This is a genomic window from Curtobacterium sp. Csp2 (genome assembly GCF_013347165.1).
In genome coordinates, this window is the sequence record NZ_CP054593.1 from 3,553,338 (window position 1) to 3,569,629 (window position 16,292).

The following is a 16,292-nucleotide window of genomic DNA, read 5'->3' on the forward strand; positions in this document are numbered from 1 at the left end:
CGACCCGTCATGATGAGCACATGACCGAGGACGGCCCAGCACCCTTCCGCGTGTCGTTCGTCTGCAGCGGGAACATCTGCCGATCGCCGATGGCGGGCATCGTCTTCGCGCAGATCGCGGCGGACGCGGGGATGTCCGACCGGTTCCAGGTGGAGTCGGCCGGCACCGGGGACTGGCACGTCGGGGAGCCCGCGGACGAGCGCACGATCGCTGCGCTCGCAGCGCGCGGATACGATGGCAGCAGGCATCGCGCCCGCCAGTTCGACCCGGACCGGTTCCCGGACCTCGACCTGGTGGTCGCACTCGACCGATCCCACGAACGCGTCCTGCGCTCGTGGGCACCGACCATGGACGACGCCGCCAAGGTGACGCTCCTGTTGCGGTACGACGACGCCTGGCCCCAGCAGACCGACGTACCGGATCCGTACTACGCGGACCGGCACGAGTTCGACCGAGTGCTCTCGACCGTCGAGCGGGCCTGCCGGGCGCTCTTCCGACAACTCGAACCGGCAGTCCGTCAGGGAGCCCCATGACCCCCCTTCCCCCGCAGCCGATCAGCCCGCTCGACGGGCGGTACTACCCGGTCGTGCACACGGTGGGCGAGCACCTCTCCGAAGCCGGCCTCAACCGTGCGCGCGTCGTGGTCGAGGTCGAGTGGCTCGTGTTCCTGACCGACCACGCCATGTTCACGACCTCGCCGCTGAGCGTCGACGACAAGGCCGCGCTCCGTCGGGTCGTCGAGACCTTCGGGCAGCAGGAGATCGCCGAGCTCGCCGAGATCGAGGCGACGACCCGCCACGACGTCAAGGCGGTCGAGTACTTCGTGCGCCGTCGCCTGTCCGACCTCGGGCTCGACGCCATCGCCGAACTGACGCACTTCGCGTGCACGAGCGAGGACGTCAACAACCTGTCCTACGCGCTCACCGTCCGGGACACCGTCGAGCAGGTGTGGCTGCCGGCCTACCGCTCCGTGATCGCGACGCTGCGCACGATGGCCGAGGAGCTCAAGGCCGTCCCCATGCTGTCCCACACGCACGGGCAGCCGGCCACCCCGACCACGCTCGGCAAGGAGCTCGCGGTCGTCGTCTACCGGCTCGAGCGCGTCCTCGCCCAGATCGAGGGCGGCGAGTACCTCGGCAAGTTCTCCGGCGCGACCGGCACGTTCTCGGCACACCTGGCCGCCGACCCCGAGGCCGACTGGCCCGCACTGTCGAAGGAGTTCGTCGAGGGCCTCGGTCTGACGTGGAACCCGCTCACGACGCAGATCGAGTCGCACGACTGGCAGGCCGAGCTGTACGACCGGGTCCGGCACGCGAACCGCATCCTGCACAACCTGGCGACGGACGTGTGGACCTACATCTCGATGGGGTACTTCACGCAGATCCCGGTCGCGGGCGCCACGGGGTCGTCGACCATGCCGCACAAGATCAACCCGATCCGCTTCGAGAACGCCGAGGCGAACCTCGAGATCTCATCGGCGCTGTTCTCCACGCTGTCCGAGACCCTCGTCACGAGCCGCCTGCAGCGCGACCTCACCGACTCCACCACGCAGCGGAACATCGGCGTCGCGTTCGGACACTCGCTGCTCGCGCTCGACAACCTGCGCCGCGGCCTCGGCGAGATCGCCGTGAACCAGGTGCGGCTGGCCGAGGACCTCGACCACAACTGGGAGGTGCTGGGCGAGGCGGTCCAGACGGTCATCCGGGCCGAGGTCACCGCGGGGCAGTCGAACATCGAGGACCCCTACGCGATGCTCAAGGAGCTCACCCGGGGCAAGCGGATCGGCCAGGACGAGCTCGTGGCCTTCGTGAACGGCCTCGACATCTCGTCCGGCGCCAAGGCGCGGCTGACGGCCCTGACGCCGGCGACGTACACGGGCCTGGCGGACGAGATGGTCGACCACCTCGAGGTCTGAGGCCCGGGCCCGGGCACCTGTGCGGCCCCTCAGCGAAACGGGTCCCAGCTCGTTGCTAGGTTGAGCTGCCAGTCATCCGGGGGCGTCGTCCCCGTGGCTCACCCGAACGGAAACACCACGTGCCTCGCTCCCGCATCGTCGCGGCCGGAGTCGGCGTCGCCGCACTCGGCATCGCCACCGTCCTCGTCCCCACCGTCTCATCCGCCGACCAGTCCACCACCGCGGCGCCCGCCGGGACCGTGGAGTGGGTCGACTCGCAGTCCGACGTCGCCCTGCTCCCCGCGGCCCCCGACAGCTCGCTCGGCGACCGCTGGTACGGCGCGACCTTCGGGGCCGGGTCCGGCGACGGGTCGCTCGCCACGAAGCCGCTGACCGCAGGGTCCGCGTTCGGGCCGAACGGGCTGACGCTCACCGGCTCGGAGCCGGTCGTCCTCGCCCGCGGCTTCGCGGAGCCGATGCCCGCGGCAGACCTGCCGGCGGCGTTCGAGGGCGCCTCGGTCACTGCCCAGGGCAGCACGAACTTCTCGATCCTCGTGCACTTCCCGGACGGGACCACGCAGGCCGAGTTCCCGTCGAGCAACACCACGTCGAACGTCGACGGCGCGCAGACCACCTGGGGCCCGGACGGGGCGCAGGTCGGCACGCAGGAGTTCGCCGACGAGCTCGCGGCCGAGGGTGCGACCGTCGTCGGGTACGCCGAGTACCTCGGTCTCGCGATCGAGGGCAGCCAGGCCCCGAACGACGCCGCCACCGACGCGCCGGTCGCCCCGATGATCGCGGACACCGCCCCCGAGGCCACGGCCACCGGCCCTGCGACCCCGGCCGCCGCTCCCGCCGCCGCGCCGGACACCACCACTCCGGACACCACCACGCAGGCAGCGACCCCGCAGGCCGACGTGGCCCCGGCCGCCCCCACGGTCCTGCGCAGCATCACCTTCGACGACGTCACGACGGACTTCACCCCGCAGCCCGTCGCGCAGGCGAGCGTGCCGGACACCACCCTGACGCGCGCGGACGCCACGACCACGGGCACCCCCGTCGCAGGGACCGGGTTCGTGCCGGGCGAGACCGTCCGGGTCGGCGTGGTGCAGGGCGGACGCGCCGAGGGCATCGACGGCACGACGTTCACGGCGGACGCCGGCGGCGCGGTCATCGGCCGTGTGGTGCTCCCCGCCGACTTCGTGACCGGCGCCGGCTCCTACGACCTCGTGCTCGTCGGCGACTCCTCGTCGCAGCGCGCCGCGGTGACGCTGACCATCACGGACCCGGGCGCGGCCGCCGGCGGCACGACGCCGACCGCCGTGCCGGCGACCCCGGTCCGCGCGAAGGCGACCTTCACCGGCTGACGGGACCCGTGCAGTCACCCCTGACCGGTCCACGGCGGCGCGCGACCCTGGTCGCCGCCGCCGTGGCCGTCGTCGCTGCCCTCCTGGTCGCGCTCGTCGCGTTCGGGCCGTGGTCGGACGCCGATCACGACGGACCGCGCGCGGCCGCTCCCTCGCCGACGGCGAGCACGACAGCGGCACCCGCGCCGAGCCCGGCCGCGAGCGCGTCGACCACACCCCCCGCCGCGGTCCACGCGCCCGCGACGTCGACGGTCGCCGCCGTCCGGGGCGCCTCGGTCCGGGTCGCCGCGCGTCCGGGCGGCGACACGACGACCACCCTGTCGAACCCGCAGCCGTCCGGAGCGCCCCTGGTCTTCCTCGTGGTCGCGCAGCAGGGCGACTGGGTGCAGGTCCAGCTCGCACAGCGGCCCAACGGCAGCACCGGGTGGGTGCCCACGAGCGCGGTGGCGCTGTCGGCGGACCCCTACGCGCTGGTGGTCACGACCGCGACGAACACCCTCGACCTGTACCGGGCGGGGAAGGTCGTGCACTCGTACCCGGTCGCGACGGGGACCGGTGGCACGCCCACGCCGACCGGGCGGTTCGCCCTGACGGAGCTGCTGGCACCGACGAACGCCGGGTACGGCCCGTACGCGTACGGCACCACCGCGTTCTCGGACGTGCTCAACTCCTTCGGCGGCGGACCCGGACAGATCGGCCTGCACGGCACCGACGACGCGTCGAGCATCGGACGGGACACCTCGCACGGCTGCATCCGCATGCGCAACGCCGACATCAGCACGCTCGCCGACCTCCTGCCCCTCGGCACACCACTGCAGGTGCGCTGACGGGACCGCCACGACCGGACTGGAGGCACGGTGCCGGTCCGGTGCGCGCGTCAGCCGCCCGGGGTGGTGACGTCGCGCGCCTCCGCGACCAGCGCCTCCAGGACGGTCCGGACCGCGGGACGGACCGCGCGGTCCGGACGCACGAGCGCCTCGATGCGCCGCCCGGCGCGGACCGCGCCGAGCTCCGCCAGGTGGAATCGACCGGCCGCCCGGGTGCCCGACGTGTACCGCGGGACCAGGGCGACGCCGTGCCCGGCCGCGACGAGGTTCTCGATGACCGGCAGGTGGATCGTGCGGAAGCCGACGTCGGGTGGGGTGTCGGTCGCGGCGGCCATGGCAGTCAGGACGCGGTCGATCGGGTAGCCCTCGGGGACGCCGATCCAGGGTTCGCCGACGACCTCGTCGATCCGTACCCGGTCGCGGTCGGCGAGCCGGTGCCCGAGCGGCAGCGCCACGTCGAGCGGCTCGCGCAGCAGCGGGACCGTCTCGAGTCGTTCGCGCCCGGCGGGCGGCGCACCGTCCGGCCGGTGCCCGATGACGACGTCGTGGTCGGCGGTGAGCGGCCCGAAGGCGTCCTCGTCGACGTCGACGTCCGCCAGGACCAGGTCGATCGCGGGGTGGTCCCGCATGCGCGTGAGCAGTCCGGGCAGCAGGAGCTCCGCGGCCGAGGGGAACACCGCGAGGTCGACGCTGCCGACCGTGCCGCCGAGGTGTTCCTGCCACGCGGCGTCGAGCTCCGCGACGGCCGTGGCCACGCCGTCCGCCAGTCGAGCGAGCACCCGGCCGTGCTCCGTCAGCCGGACACCCCGGCCGACGCGCTCGACCAGCGGCACGCCGACCTGCCGCTCGAGGGTGCGGAGCTGTTGCGAGACCGCGCTCGGGGACCGGTGCGTGGCCGTGGCGACCGCCGTCACGCTCCCCCGCCCGGCGAGTTCGCGGAGCACGGCGAGGAGCTGCACGTCGAAGCCGACCATGAAGTGAGGCTACAACGTCGATGCGGAACTCTGCGCTGGTGCTGCACGGTCGACACGCGCCACGATCAGGAGGTGCGCTCTCGTGACCGACTCCTCGCCGTCCTGGTCGCCGTCGTCTGGGGACTGAACTTCCCCGCGACGGCGCTCGCCCTCGAGCACTTCCCGCCGTTCCTGCTCGCCGTCGTCCGGTTCACGCTGCTGGCCGTGCCGACGGTGCTCTTCGTGCCGCGGCCGCGGATGCCGTTCGGGCGGCTGCTGCTCGTCGGCGCCGGCCTCGGGGTGCTCCAGTTCGCGTTCCTGTACCTCGGCATGGCGGCCGGGCTGCCGTCCGGGCTGGCCTCGCTCGTGCTGCAGGCGTCGGCGCCGTTCACGGTCGTGCTCGCCGGGGTGTTCCTGCGCGAGCGGCTGACCGGACGACAGGTGGTCGGGGTGACGATCGCGGTCGCGGCACTCGCGGCGATCGCGGTCCACCGTGCCCAGGCCGCGGCGCTCCTGCCGGTCGTGCTCGCGCTGTGCGGTGCGCTCGGCTGGGCGATCGGCAACGTGGCCACCCGCCGCGCCGGTCCGGTCAACCCGCTGCACCTGACGCTCTGGTGGTCGATCGTGCCGCCGGTGCCGATGGCCGTCCTCGCGCTCGTCGTCGAGGGGCCCGAGCGCGTCGGCACGGCCCTCGGCACGGCGTTCACCGCCGCGGCGCTCCCTGCGGACCTCGGGCTGCTCTACATCGTGATCGTCGCTTCGCTGGTCGGGTACGGCATCTGGTCGCGCCTTCTGGGTACGTACCCGTCGAGCACGGTCGCGCCGTTCTCGATGCTCGTCCCCGTGGTCGGCGTGCTCGCTTCCTGGGTGGCCTTCGGTGAGGTCCCCGACGTGGTCGAGGTGGTCGCCGGCGCGGTGGTGGTCGCGGCGGTGCTCTGGTCGTCCCGGACGCCCCGGGTCGTGCCGACGGTCGCGCCCCCGGCCGGGGCCACCGGTCCGGGTCCCGCGGCGGTCGCCGTGCCCGACCCGCTCCCGGTCAGCCCCGGTGCTGGCGGCGCTCCGCGATGATCCCGGCGAGCGCACCGCGCAGGTCGGGGTGGCGGAACTCGTAGCCCGCCGCGAGCAGCCGGGTCGGCACCACCCACCGGCTCTTCAGGACGAGTTCGGTCTCGGTCCGGATCGCGAACGACCCGAGCTCGAGCATCCAACGCCAGGTCGGGATGCCGATGCGGCGCCCGACGGCCTCGCGGATGGTCGCCATCACGGTGCGGTTGTCCGACGGCTCGGGGCTCGACACGTTCACCGGACCCTCGATCTCCGGGTGGTCGCGGACGAACCGGACGACCCCGACGACGTCGGCGACGTGCACCCAGCTGAAGCGCTGCCGCCCGTGGGTGTGCCGGTCGTGGTGGTACGTCCCGGCGCGCAGTCGGGATCGTGTCGGGAACCACGGGCCGTCGTACTGCGGTCCGCCGAGGCCGGCCTGCGCGAGTCGGAGGAGCGGGACCAGGGCGCTGCCGTCGCCGAACACGATGGCCATGCGCAGTGCGACCCGACGGGTGGCGGGCAGGTCGGCGTCGAAGAACGCGCGCTCCCACGCCCGAGCCACCGAGACCGAGAAGCCCTCGCCGAGCTCGCCCGTGTCCTCGTCCTGCGGTCGGTCGTCGGCGTGCCGGTAGATCGTGGCGGTGGATGCGTTCAGCCAGAGCGGCGGCGGGTGTTCGGCGGTCCGGATCGCCTCGGCCAGTTCGAGCGTCGTCTCGACCCGGGACCGCAGGATCTCCGCGCGGTTGCGGCGGCCGTAGCGGCAGTCGACGCTCTTCCCCGCCATGTTCACGACGAGCGCGGCGCCGTCCACGAGCTCGCGGATGCGCATGGTGTTGCCCCACACGGCGTCGCCGGAGCGTCCGACCGTGACGACCTCGTAGCCCTCGTCGCGGAAGGCGTCCTGCAGGTACCGCCCCACGAAGCCGCTCGCCCCCGCGATGACCACCCTCGGCTGCTCCGGTGCCATCAGCCATCCCCTCGTCGACCGGTGTCGGGCACGACCGCGTAGCGGAAGGTCCCCTCGTACCGGTACAGCGTGCCGAGCACCGGCGCGCGGAGCACCAGGGACACGCGCTGCACGTCGGCATCGTCATCGAATCGTTCCACGAGCGTCACACGCGGCGCGACGCGGGCCGGGACGACCAGGTCGCGCCCGAGCGCCCGGAACGACACCCGGGTGGAGACCAGCCGGAGCGCGCCCGCCTCCGGCCCGGTCGCGTCGACCTCGGCGCGCAGCAGCGCGCTGAGGCGCCCGCGGCGCCCGAGGTGGTCGACCAGCCCGTCCGGTCCGGCGGCGATGGCGTCCACCATCGTGCGGGACCCGGAGCGGAACCGGAAGGTGCGACGCGCGACCACGGCGATCTGAGCCTCCCGGCCGTCCGCCGCCCCGCGACCGACGCGAGCCGGACGGTTCTCGACGGTGAACGGGACGTCCCGTTCCCAGACCGGGAACAGCACCCCCTCGTGGGCGAGGCACGCGAGGACCGGCCACAGCCAGCGTCGCGGTGTGCCGACCACGGCGAAGACGCCCTCGCCCCGGCCGACGTGACCGGCCGGGACCGGACCGAAGTACGTGCGGAGCCGCGGGTGCAGGCGGGCCAGCACGTGGGGCGGGATCGTCAGCTGCCACGGCGACACGGTCACGTGCCGAGCCTGGCACGTCGTCGGTGCGACTGCCTACGATCGAGGGCATGGGTCACGACCACGGGCACGCGCACGGACACGCCTCCGAGCGGGCGCTCCTGGTCGCGTTCTGCATCTCGGCGGGCATCCTGCTGGCCGAGGTCGTCGGGGCGGTGCTGACCGGGTCGCTCGCGCTGCTCGTCGACGCCGGGCACATGGTCGTCGACACGGGTGGACTCGGCATCGGGCTCGTCGCGACGCGGCTCGCCCGACGCTCGCCCACCGCCCAGCGGACCTGGGGGTACCAGCGGGCCGAGGTGCTCGGGGCCACGGCGCAGGCGGCGATCCTGCTCGCGGTCGGCGTCTACGTGGTGATCTCCGCGGTCCAACGGCTGTTCGTCCCGGCCGACGTGCACGCCGGACCGCTCCTGGTGTTCGGCGTCGTCGGGCTCGTCGGGAACGTGGTGGCGTACGCGGTGCTGCTCCGGGCCTCCGGCGAGGGCTTCACGTCCCGTGCCGCGCGGCTCGAGGTCCTGAACGACACCCTCGGCTCGGTCGCGGTCATCGCCGCGGCCGTCGTCCTCGGGCTGACGGGGTGGCAACGGGCGGACTCCGTCGCCGCGATCCTGATCGGGCTGCTCATCCTGCCGCGCGCGGTCCGGCTGCTGCGGGAGACCGCGAACGTCCTGCTCGAGTCGACGCCTCCAGGGCTCGACCTGGACGACGTGCGCGCGCACATCCTGGAGCTCGACCACGTCATCGCGGTGCACGACTTGCACGCGACGCTCGTCGCGACCGGGGTGCCGAACCTGACGGCGCACGTCGTCGTGGACGACCACTGCTTCTCGACGGCGCACGCACCGCGGATCCTCGACGCGTTGCAGCAGTGCGTCGCGGAGCACTTCGACGTGCCGGTCGAGCACTCGACGTTCCAGCTCGAACCGGTGTCGCACCGGCGGCACGAGCACGAGGTGCACGCGTAGGACCTGCCGGCGTCAGCAGCCGTCTTCTCGCGTCGGGTAGGCGGTGATCACCCGGTCCGTCGTCGCCGAGACGATGACCTTGACGAAGGGCTCGTCGTCGGGCCGGGAGCCGTCGTCGAAGCGCACCGGCGCGGCGAAGCACACCTTGCCGTCGCCGGCGTCGGCCGGGTAGCCGTCCCGCGGGGAACCGAGAGCGGTCTGCACCGCGGTGAGCATCGCGTCGTCCCAGTCACGGCTGCCGTGCCCGGCGACGACGTCCTGCCAGTCGCGGGTGTGCCGGACGCGGATGTGCTCGTAGCCCTGGGCCGACGTCCCGCACTGCAGGACGACCTCGCCGAGCGCGGCCGTGTCGTAGCGGGCGACGACCTGGCGGCTGCTCGACCGGCACTGGTCGAGCACGTCGGCGCCGGGCAGGTCGGGGCCCTCGCGCGGGATCGTGACCGTGACCTCACCGGGGACCTGCGCCGCGTCGGTGGCCGTCGTCGCGGTGGATCCGCTCCCCGGGTCCGGGTCGTCCCCGCTCCGCTCGGTCGTCAGCACGACCCCGGCGGCGACCAGGCCGGCGGCGATGACCGCGGCGAGGCCGGCGAGGGCTGGTCGTGTGCGCTTCCGGGCCATGCCACCCAGTATGCCGGGCGGACCCGCACGGGACGGGCCCGCCCGGCGTCGACCGGGCTCGCCTGGTCGGGCCGGGCTCGCCTGGTCGGGCCGGGCCGGGCCGGGCCGGAGCGGACCGGGCCGGACCGGACCGGGCCGGGCCTGGCCGGACCGGTGCTGCTGCGTCCTACTCGGCGTTGGCCGCCAGCCGGACGCCCGCCACCACGGCGAGCACGACCACGAAGACCACGTACCCGAGCAGCACCGGCAGCGTCGGGACCACGAGGAGCGCCGCGCCGACCGCCACCACCGGGACCGTGAGCCCCGCGTAGGCGATCAGGAAGGTCGCCGCCAGCACACCGCCGCGCTGCTCGGGGCCGACGAGGGACCCGGCGCGGGCGATCGACGCGCGGAACAGCAGCCCCACGCCCGCTCCGGCGACGACCCCGCCACCGATGAACCCGGCGACCTGCAGCACGACGGCGGCGACCGCGAGGACCGCGAGCCCGACGACCAGGAGCACCAGCCCGAGCTGGACCTGCCGACGCTGCGCGAGCCGGGCGAAGACGATCTGCGACACCGCACTCGCCGCGAACACGCCGAACGTGGTCGCCCCGGCCGCGAGCCGGTCGGTCACGTGGAACGTCGTCGCGAGGAACGTCGGCGCCACCGAGGTGAAGAGCCCCTGCACCGCGAGCGCCGCGAACGCCGCGGTCCCGGCGGCCCAGAACGCCCCGGCCTGCCCGGCGGGCGCCTGCATCCGCTGCGGTCGGTACGGCATCGGCTGCTCCGGACGGTCGACGGTCTCGGGCGCCGCGAGCACCACGACGAACGCGACGACCAGCGCCACCACGAACACGACGTACGGCACGACGAGCGGCTGACCGACGAACTCGGCGAGCGCCCCGCCGACGAGCGCCCCGAGCGACAGCCCGCCGAGGTTCACCGCCCCCGCCGCCACGCTCGCGCCCTTCGCGGACGCGTCCGACCCGGTGGCCCGGACGCGGAGCTCGCCGAGGTGCGCGGTGGCCGTCGCGGTGAGGAGCCCCACCCCGAGGCCGGTCACGAGCCGGGCCACGACCAGCCCGGTCACGTCGTCCCACAGCAGGAACAGCACCGCGGCGACGAGTTCGAGGGCCACGGAAACCAGCACGAGGGGGCGGCGTCCGTGCACGTCGCTGAGGTGCCCGGCGAGGAACAGCGACGCCACCACCCCGACGCCGTAGGCCGCGAAGACCACGGTGGTGGTGAAGGTCGGGAAGCCGTCCCGCGCCTGGTAGATCACGTAGAGCGGGGCCGGGACGGTGGCGAAGGCCATGACCGCCAGGAACGCGAACGCGACGGCCCAGAAGCCGAAGCCGTGCCGGCGCCGGGTGTGCGCGCGGCGGCCCCGAGGGGCCGGGACCCGGTCGGCAGCGGCGGTGGGGGCGGGAGCGGTGGTCGAGGACATGCCTCGATGGTCGTCCCGCAGGTGGCATCGAGTCCAACGGTTCTCCTTGATGGCCACCATCGACCTGGTCGATACTCGTCGGGTGGAGACCCGCCTGCTCGAACAGTTCGTCGCCGTGGCCGCCGAGGGCAGCGTGACCCGTGCCGCCGAGCGCCTGTGGGCCGCGCAGTCGACCGTCTCGGCGGGCATCGCGTCGCTCGAACGCTCGCTCGGCGTCCGGCTGTTCGACCGGACGGGCCGCCGGATCACCCTCACCGCCGCGGGCGAGGACCTGCTCCCCCACGCCCGCGCTGTCCTCGACGCCCTCGACCGGATGCGCGACCTCGCCACCGTGGACGACGCCGACCTGCGCGGACGGGTCCGGCTCGGGATCTTCACGAGCATGGACATCGTCGACCTCACCGGGGTCCTCCGTCGGTTCCGGCAGCGCCACCCCCTCGTCGCGGTGGAGCTCATGACGTCACCGACCGGGACGACCGGGCTCGTCCACGACCTGGTGGCCGGACGACTCGACCTCGCCTACACGGGGTTGCTCGCGGTGCCGCCGGGCATCACGGTCGAGCCGCTGCGGGAGATGCCGTTCCGCGTGTTCGTGGCGTCCGACCACCCGCTCGCGGGACGGACGTCGGTCGGGCTCGCCGAGCTCGCCGGTGAGCCGTTCATCGACACGGCGCACGGGTTCGGCAACCGGATCATCCTGGACGCGGCCCTCGACCGGCTCGGGATCCGGCGCCGCATCGTCGCGGAGATGAACGACATGCCCGCCGTGGTGCGGTTCGCGACCGCCGGGCTCGGTGTCGGGGTCGTGCCGGACTCCGGCGTGCAGCACGACGGCGCCGTCCTGGAGCTCGAGGACGACGTCGCGCCGCTGCGGATCGGGCTGGCGATGCGGACCGACCCGGAACCCAACCGCGCGACGCAGGCGCTGGCCCGCGACGTCGTCGCGGCGCGGCGGGCGGTCTGACGGGACCCACCGACGGACTGGAGGCACGGGGCGGGGCCCGCCACGCGCCTCCAGGCCGTCAGTCCCCCCAGACCTCCCCGACGATCGCGGGCAGGAGCCCGTTCGTCGGGAAGTTCGACTGGTCGATGACCAACCAGGTGTCCCCGCGGACGTACGTCGTGCGCGCCCAGTCCGTGCCGTACTGGGGGTCGCTCCGCACGGCGCGACACGTCCGGATGCCGTCGCGCTCGTCGCAGGTCGGCGACCAGCCCTGGAACGTCGTCCGCTCCAGCTCGGCCATCTGCTCGGGCGTTCCCGTGCCGAGCGTCACGGCCAGCCCTGTGATGTCCGCCTGGGAGTCACGCCAGAGGCAGTACAGGGTGGTCGGCCCGGCGAGCGGATCCCGCCTCGTCGAATCCTGCTCCGCCTGGATCTGGTTCGCGGCGGGACTCCCCGGGTCGGGGAACACCTGCATCAAAGGCGCGTCGCCGAACAGGCGGTCGTAGTCCGACGCCGGCACGATCGCCCGGCAGTCGGTCGGGACGGACGCCACCGTGTCCGGGGTCGACGTCGGCCGGGGTGTCGGCCGGCCGGTGATCGGCGCCGAGCTCGGAGTCGTCGCGGACGGCGCCGGCTCGGGCTGCTGCGTCTGCGCGGGCGCTGCCGCCGGACGGTCCTGTTGCGTGAGCGTCAACGCGACCGCACCGGTCGCCGTGCCGAGCGCGAGCAGCGCCACGACGCCGACGACGATGCCGGACCGTCCGCGTCGCCGGGCCGGCCGCGGGGTGGCGCGTTCGAGGACGTGCTGCTTCATCGCGACGAGCATGCGCTGCAGGTCGTCTCCCTCAGGGGGTTCAGTGTTCATCGTGCATCACCACCTTCTTGAGTCGACGACGGTTGCGGGAGACGCGTTGGGTGACCGCGCCGACGGACAGACCGAGGAGTTCCGCGGCCTCGGCGTACGAGTGCCCCTCGAGCAGGCACAGCTCGCAGATGCGCCGGTCGAGTTCGGGCAACGCCGCGATCTCGGCGCGCACCCAGCGGAGCGTCTCGACGGCCTCCCGGTGGTCGGACGGGGTCGCCAGGGTCTCGGGCAGCTCGTCCGCGCGGTGCTTGGTGCGCTTCCGTCCCGCGTTGAACGCCAGGTTGCGGCACACCACGAGCAGCCACGGCAGCACCGTGTCCGCCGGGAGTTCGAGCGTCGCCGAGCGCTGCCAGAGCGTCAGGAAGGCGTCCTGCACGACCTCCTCGACGTCCTGCCGGTCATCCGCGAGCGCCCAGGTGTACCGGGTGAGGGTCGCGGCGTAGCGGTCGAACGCGCGGGCGAGCGCGCCACGGTCGCCCGTGGCCATCGCCCGGACGAGCATCGCGTCCGTCTCCGTGGTCACGTCCACACCCCACCTCCCTCACCCTGGAGATGTCGGCAGGACCCGCGGTCCTGACAGGACCGTTCACGATTCGTGACCTCGGGCGTGTCGTGCCTGCGTCAGCCGCGGGCCCCGGGCCGGGCGGGCTGGGTGGACGTCAGTGGAAGTCGTCGCCCTCGACGCGTTCACCGGGGGCCTTGTGCCCACCGAGCATGTCGTTGTCGTCCTGGTCGCTCGACGACGCGAGCTGCAGCATCGCGAGGACCACCACGACGACGATGAAGGCGATGCCGAGGAAGACCAGGGCGAGCACGAACTCCCGCGTCGAGAACAGCACGACGAGGCCGATGAACACGGCGACGATCGCGGAGATCACGAGGAGCTCCGCCGGACGGAGACGGTCGCGACGGCTGGGGGCGTTCATGCGTGGGGTGCTCCGTCCGGGGCTGCGGTCGGCGCCGCCGTTCCCCACTTGTGCGAGAGTCCGGCGATCACGTGGAAGACCGCCGCGATGGCGAGGTAGGCGCCGAGCAGGCCGACGAGGACGATCGAGGCGTCGAGGGTGCCCGACACCTTCTCGATGCCGCCGAGCCGCTGCGAGTAGTCCGGCGGGGTGAGCAGGAAGGCGACGGCCAGCAGCAGGGTCAGGCCGCCGATGGTCGTCCAGTCGCGGGCGAACGGGGACCGACTGCGTGCTCGCAGTCCCTGGGTGAGCTCGAGTGCCCCGGACAGGATCGCCCAGGCCACGACGACCGCGATGAACGCCGGCAGACCGAGGCTGCTCGTCGCGAAGGCCGCGACCGCCGCGACGACGTCGATGCCCGCGTGCACCAGTGTCGTCCGCCGCGACCGTGGGTCGTCCGTCAGCCGGCGGGTACCCGCGACCGCCAGGACGACGGCGTCGACGAGGGCGACGGCGCCGAACAGCACGAGCCCGTAGCCGGCGGCGTGGTTGGCGGAGAAGGTGATGACGACGGCGACGACCGCGGCTGGGACGGCCCGGAGGACGGGGATCGGCCAGTACCGCGCGCGCTCGTCGGCGTCGTCGACGGAGTCGGACACGAGACCTCTTTCGGGCATGCGGGTGGTGGCCCAATCGTACCGCCGTGCCCGCTGCGAGCCGACCGGACGGCGGCGGCCGGCGCTGAGGGAGCACCGAGCCGCCGCACTCCGGCCACCAGCCGGTCAGCCCCGTCAGCCGCCGGCCGGGTCCGTCGTGTCCGTGCGCGCCCTGCGGCGTCGGACCGCCCACCAGCCCGTACCGCCGAGCGTCGTCACCGCCGCACCGGCGAGCGCGAGCAGACCGAGGCCGGACGAACCGGTGTAGGCGAGGGACCCGCCACGTCCTGGTCCGGATCCGGGGCCGCGTCCGCCGGCGCCAGGTCCTGCTGTGTCCGTGGCCGGTCCGGGCGAGGCGCTCGTCCCGCCGCCGTCGCCGTCAGTACCCCCGTCTCCGTCGCCGGGGTCGACCACCCCGACCGCGACGCCGGGTGACGGGTCGCCCCCGTCCGGGTCGGACGGCGAGGTCGCCGTCGCGACGTTGACCACGTCGGAACCGTCCCCGCGGTAGGTCTCGTCGAGGACCGTCCGGATCGTGAAGGTACGACGCTCCCCCGGCGCGAGGGTGTCCGCTGACCGGCACGTCACGAGCTGTCCGTCCGCCGTGCAGTCGTCGTCGGACCCGGTGAAGCGCACGGCGGCGGGCAGCTCGTCCGTGACGCCCACGCGCTCGGCGTCGACGGTCCCGTCGTTCCGGGCGGTGAGCGCGTAGGTGAGCTCGTCGCCCGGGTGGACGTCGGTCGCGGGCTCGACGGACTTCTCGGTGCCGAGCCGCGCGACGGGTCCCGGTCCGGGTCCGTCGTCGTCCCGGACACGCGTCTCGGCCACCGAGACGTTGTCGTCGACGAAGGTGTCGGCGAGCCCCGACGCCGGTTCGAGCACCGCACGGCTCGTCAGGGTGCCGGTCGCGTCGTCCGGGACCGTACCGGTCACGGTGACCACCGCACCGGCACCCCGTGGGAGACCGAGGTCGGTGGACACCGCACCCGTCCCGCTGCCGGCGCCGCACGTGCCGCCGTCGACCCCACGACACGTCCAGGAGACGTCCCGCAGCCCTGCCGGCACGTCGACCGTCAGGCGGCTCGGGTCCGATGCACTCGGCCCGGCATCGCGCGCGACGACGTCCCAGCGGACCTGCTCGCCCGCGGTGACCTCCGGTGCCAGGTCCTGGTCGACGGCGAGGTCGACCGGCACCTGCACCCGGAGCTCGTCGATCTCGTGCACGTCGACGTAGCTGCCGGTCGACGCCGCGAACCCGAGCCGCAGCGTCGGTGGCAGCGGCGCCTGGCCGTCGCCGTGGAGCGGCACCTGGTCGAGGACGGTCCGGAGCGCACCGGCCTCGGTCTCGAGCCGGACCGTGAGCGCGAGGCCGCCGTCGTCCTGCGGCAGCAGCGTCACCCGTACGGTCCGGGGTTCGGGTCCGTCGGTCTGGACGCCGCGCGGGACGTCGGTGCCGGCGACGTACCGGTAGCCGTCGAGTCCGTCGCCCGATCCGCGGACCACCACCGAGTCCGGTGCGGCGCCGGGGCCGGACAGGTTGAGCGGCAGCGAGAAGTTGCCGTACCGGTCGATGGCGATGCCGGCGAAGGCCCCGGGCAGTCCGGGCAGGTCGCAGGGGTGGTCCCCGCCCTGGGTCTCGTGGAAGCGGCAAGCGTACCCGAGGCCGGCACCGGACTGGCCGACGCCTTGCGGTGCGGCGCCGTCGGCGAGGAACAGCAGCAGTCCGTCCGCCCCCGCACGCGTGCCCTCGTGGTACATCGCGTAGTCGAACTCGATGTCGAGCCCGAGGTCGGACGAGAACGTGTCGTCCGTGGACCACGCCCCCGCCTGGCTGAGCTCGTCGTCGGTCAGCCGGAGCCGTCCGTCGACGATCGCGGCGTCCCCGCTCAGTGTGCCACCGGCGACGTCCGAGAAGTCGGCGACGTAGGGGAAGGGCAGCGAGCCGGCGGACGACGGCGCGACGAGCACCGCGGGTCCGCCGAGCAGGCCGAGCGCCGTGGCCACGCCGGCGGCGACGAGTCCGGGCCGTCGGCGCCACCAGCGCCTCGAGCAGTCCGTCGCGGGTCGGACAGGACGGTCAGCGGGCGCGGCGGATGCGGCGGGTGCGCCGCCGGGTGGGGATGTGTGTCGGTTCATGCCCCGATCGTCGCGATCGGGGAGCACCCGCCGACGGCGCACTCCT

At 73.9% G+C, this 16,292-nt stretch carries 17 protein-coding genes; 7 read left to right on the top strand and 10 right to left on the bottom strand.

What is annotated here, in order from left to right:
- Window positions 1-20 precede the first annotated feature (20 nt).
- The 4 genes from HUN59_RS17225 (at window position 21) to HUN59_RS17240 (ending at window position 4,088) form a co-directional block, all read left to right on the top strand.
- Entirely contained in the window at window positions 21-533 is a 513-nt protein-coding gene (locus HUN59_RS17225; protein WP_058741870.1) for a low molecular weight protein-tyrosine-phosphatase, read from the top strand.
- Window positions 530-1,915 (top strand): adenylosuccinate lyase, encoded by a 1,386-nt coding sequence (gene purB, locus HUN59_RS17230; protein ID WP_174779061.1) that lies wholly within the window; start codon window positions 530-532, stop codon window positions 1,913-1,915. The genes HUN59_RS17225 and purB overlap by 4 nt, the downstream gene beginning before the upstream one ends.
- Before the next feature lie 119 nt (window positions 1,916-2,034).
- Window positions 2,035-3,261: a hypothetical protein gene (locus HUN59_RS17235; protein WP_174779062.1), complete on the top strand. Its 1,227-nt coding sequence runs from the start codon at window positions 2,035-2,037 to the stop codon at window positions 3,259-3,261.
- A gap of 8 nt (window positions 3,262-3,269) precedes the next feature.
- Entirely contained in the window at window positions 3,270-4,088 is an 819-nt protein-coding gene (locus tag HUN59_RS17240) for a L,D-transpeptidase family protein (protein WP_254629925.1), read from the top strand.
- Window positions 4,089-4,138: 50 nt separating this feature from the next.
- Here HUN59_RS17240 and HUN59_RS17245 read toward each other — a convergent pair whose 3' ends face one another.
- Window positions 4,139-5,062 (bottom strand): LysR family transcriptional regulator, encoded by a 924-nt coding sequence (locus tag HUN59_RS17245; RefSeq protein WP_174779063.1) that lies wholly within the window; start codon window positions 5,060-5,062, stop codon window positions 4,139-4,141.
- A gap of 72 nt (window positions 5,063-5,134) precedes the next feature.
- On the opposite strand from HUN59_RS17245, the gene HUN59_RS17250 reads away from it, so the two are divergent.
- Window positions 5,135-6,109 carry an EamA family transporter gene (locus tag HUN59_RS17250; protein WP_174779064.1) on the top strand — a complete coding sequence of 325 codons (975 nt, stop codon included), beginning with the start codon at window positions 5,135-5,137 and terminating at the stop codon, window positions 6,107-6,109.
- Here the strand turns inward: HUN59_RS17250 and HUN59_RS17255 are convergent.
- The gene (locus tag HUN59_RS17255; protein ID WP_174779065.1) at window positions 6,078-7,055 is read right to left on the bottom strand and encodes an epimerase; all 978 of its coding nucleotides are present in this window, start codon (window positions 7,053-7,055) and stop codon (window positions 6,078-6,080) included. The genes HUN59_RS17250 and HUN59_RS17255 overlap by 32 nt on opposite strands.
- Window positions 7,055-7,732, bottom strand: coding sequence for a DUF4166 domain-containing protein (locus HUN59_RS17260; RefSeq protein ID WP_174779066.1), 678 nt, complete (start codon window positions 7,730-7,732; stop codon window positions 7,055-7,057). The genes HUN59_RS17255 and HUN59_RS17260 overlap by 1 nt, the downstream gene beginning before the upstream one ends.
- 47 nt (window positions 7,733-7,779) lie before the next feature.
- Here HUN59_RS17260 and HUN59_RS17265 point away from each other — a divergent pair, with 47 nt between their 5' ends.
- Window positions 7,780-8,694 (top strand): cation diffusion facilitator family transporter, encoded by a 915-nt coding sequence (locus tag HUN59_RS17265; RefSeq protein ID WP_174779067.1) that lies wholly within the window; start codon window positions 7,780-7,782, stop codon window positions 8,692-8,694.
- A 12-nt stretch (window positions 8,695-8,706) separates the two neighbouring features.
- On the opposite strand, the gene HUN59_RS17270 is transcribed toward HUN59_RS17265, so the two are convergent.
- Both HUN59_RS17270 and HUN59_RS17275 read right to left on the bottom strand, forming a co-directional pair.
- A complete protein-coding gene (locus HUN59_RS17270) occupies window positions 8,707-9,312 on the bottom strand; it encodes a hypothetical protein (RefSeq protein WP_174779068.1) in 606 nt (201 codons plus the stop codon).
- Between the two features lie 166 nt (window positions 9,313-9,478).
- Complete coding sequence (locus HUN59_RS17275; protein ID WP_174779069.1) at window positions 9,479-10,741, bottom strand: MFS transporter; 1,263 nt, start codon at window positions 10,739-10,741, stop codon at window positions 9,479-9,481.
- A 49-nt stretch (window positions 10,742-10,790) separates the two neighbouring features.
- On the opposite strand from HUN59_RS17275, the gene HUN59_RS17280 reads away from it, so the two are divergent.
- The gene (locus HUN59_RS17280; protein WP_174779070.1) at window positions 10,791-11,705 is read left to right on the top strand and encodes a LysR family transcriptional regulator; all 915 of its coding nucleotides are present in this window, start codon (window positions 10,791-10,793) and stop codon (window positions 11,703-11,705) included.
- Window positions 11,706-11,763: 58 nt separating this feature from the next.
- Here the strand turns inward: HUN59_RS17280 and HUN59_RS17285 are convergent, their stop codons facing one another.
- The 5 genes from HUN59_RS17285 to HUN59_RS17305 form a co-directional block, all read right to left on the bottom strand.
- Window positions 11,764-12,549, bottom strand: a complete 786-nt coding sequence (locus HUN59_RS17285) for a hypothetical protein (RefSeq protein WP_174779071.1) — start codon at window positions 12,547-12,549, stop codon at window positions 11,764-11,766.
- A complete protein-coding gene (locus HUN59_RS17290; RefSeq protein WP_254629926.1) occupies window positions 12,539-13,072 on the bottom strand; it encodes an RNA polymerase sigma factor in 534 nt (177 codons plus the stop codon). Before HUN59_RS17290 ends, HUN59_RS17285 begins: the two co-directional genes overlap by 11 nt.
- Before the next feature lie 136 nt (window positions 13,073-13,208).
- Window positions 13,209-13,475: a hypothetical protein gene (locus tag HUN59_RS17295; RefSeq protein ID WP_058741858.1), complete on the bottom strand. Its 267-nt coding sequence runs from the start codon at window positions 13,473-13,475 to the stop codon at window positions 13,209-13,211.
- Complete coding sequence (locus HUN59_RS17300; protein WP_229666871.1) at window positions 13,472-14,113, bottom strand: DUF308 domain-containing protein; 642 nt, start codon at window positions 14,111-14,113, stop codon at window positions 13,472-13,474. Before HUN59_RS17300 ends, HUN59_RS17295 begins: the two co-directional genes overlap by 4 nt.
- Window positions 14,114-14,245: 132 nt before the next feature.
- Window positions 14,246-16,246 carry a DUF7507 domain-containing protein gene (locus HUN59_RS17305; RefSeq protein ID WP_174779073.1) on the bottom strand — a complete coding sequence of 667 codons (2,001 nt, stop codon included), beginning with the start codon at window positions 16,244-16,246 and terminating at the stop codon, window positions 14,246-14,248.
- Between the last annotated feature and the right edge of the window lie 46 nt (window positions 16,247-16,292).

Excerpts from the sequence above, each read along its gene's own strand:
- HUN59_RS17265 (WP_174779067.1), top strand. The coding sequence starts at position 7,780 with ATGGGTCACGACCACGGGCACGCGCACGGACACGCCTCCGAGCGGGCG.
- purB (WP_174779061.1), top strand. The coding sequence starts at position 530 with ATGACCCCCCTTCCCCCGCAGCCGATCAGCCCGCTCGACGGGCGGTAC.
- HUN59_RS17225 (WP_058741870.1), top strand. The coding sequence starts at position 21 with ATGACCGAGGACGGCCCAGCACCCTTCCGCGTGTCGTTCGTCTGCAGC.
- HUN59_RS17245 (WP_174779063.1), bottom strand. The coding sequence starts at position 5,062 with ATGGTCGGCTTCGACGTGCAGCTCCTCGCCGTGCTCCGCGAACTCGCC.
- HUN59_RS17305 (WP_174779073.1), bottom strand. The coding sequence starts at position 16,246 with ATGAACCGACACACATCCCCACCCGGCGGCGCACCCGCCGCATCCGCC.
- HUN59_RS17270 (WP_174779068.1), bottom strand. The coding sequence starts at position 9,312 with ATGGCCCGGAAGCGCACACGACCAGCCCTCGCCGGCCTCGCCGCGGTC.
- HUN59_RS17295 (WP_058741858.1), bottom strand. The coding sequence starts at position 13,475 with ATGAACGCCCCCAGCCGTCGCGACCGTCTCCGTCCGGCGGAGCTCCTC.
- HUN59_RS17280 (WP_174779070.1), top strand. The coding sequence starts at position 10,791 with ATGGCCACCATCGACCTGGTCGATACTCGTCGGGTGGAGACCCGCCTG.
- HUN59_RS17275 (WP_174779069.1), bottom strand. The coding sequence starts at position 10,741 with ATGTCCTCGACCACCGCTCCCGCCCCCACCGCCGCTGCCGACCGGGTC.
- HUN59_RS17285 (WP_174779071.1), bottom strand. The coding sequence starts at position 12,549 with ATGAACACTGAACCCCCTGAGGGAGACGACCTGCAGCGCATGCTCGTC.
- HUN59_RS17255 (WP_174779065.1), bottom strand. The coding sequence starts at position 7,055 with ATGGCACCGGAGCAGCCGAGGGTGGTCATCGCGGGGGCGAGCGGCTTC.